This window comes from Pseudonocardia sp. EV170527-09 (assembly GCF_008369905.1).
Taxonomy (GTDB): domain Bacteria; phylum Actinomycetota; class Actinomycetes; order Mycobacteriales; family Pseudonocardiaceae; genus Pseudonocardia.
This window is the reverse complement of the sequence record NZ_VRMC01000287.1, coordinates 1-683: the sequence shown is the minus strand read 5'-3', so window position 1 is coordinate 683 and position 683 is coordinate 1. Positions and strand designations below refer to the sequence as shown.

Sequence of the window (683 nt, the reverse complement as noted above, 5' to 3'; positions counted from 1 at the left end):
GACCAGGACGGCAAGGTCGTCGAGTACTTCGACTCGGTCGCAGCGGCTGACCGGCACATCTACGACTACGAGTTCGACGCCCCGGCGTAGGACCGTTTTCGCAGGTCAAGGGCGGGGTTCCATTAGGGGCCCCGACCTTCTTGTGTCCCAGCACTTGTCTATATACGCGGGCATGTGCTTATATTGACAGGAAGCCGCTACCGGGACGGTGCGGTACCGGACACCAGGAGACGACGATGCGCAGCTACCCGATCGATACCGACCGCGTGACCCTGATCAGTACCGGCACTGTGACCCCGGTGGCGAAGTGGGTGGAGCTGTCTGACGGCTCGCGCCGTCCGGACCCGCAGGGTCGCCAGGACACCGACGAGCACGGCCGTGGCCTGTGGCGGGTCGAGGCCCTGACCCCGGCCGACCAGGACGACGAGCGGGACAAGAGCGCCGTCGTCGAGATCCTGATCGCCTCCCACGATTGCCCGGCAGTTGGCTCGCTCGGCCAGCCGCTGCACTTCGACGGCCTGGTGATGACTCCCGGCTACGTGCAGCGCAAGACCGGCCAGCTCACCCCGTCGCGCTGGTCGGCGGAGGGCATCCGCGGGCAGGCGGGTGGCCGTCCGGCCAAGGCTCCTCAGGGTGAGGCTGCCTGATTAGCCGAATGAGATAAGAAAGGCGTCGGCCCCGCA

General features: G+C 66.9%; 1 protein-coding gene. It reads left to right on the top strand.

Annotated elements, in window-relative coordinates; genetic code table 11:
- Positions 1-236 precede the first annotated feature (236 nt).
- Entirely contained in the window at positions 237-647 is a 411-nt protein-coding gene (locus tag FVA95_RS29135; RefSeq protein WP_149666927.1) for a hypothetical protein, read from the top strand.
- The last annotated feature ends 36 nt before the right edge of the window (positions 648-683 follow it).

What these genes read in the sequence shown, in the direction of transcription:
- FVA95_RS29135 (WP_149666927.1), top strand. Translation starts at nt 237, where the DNA reads ATGCGCAGCTACCCGATCGATACCGACCGCGTGACCCTGATCAGTACC.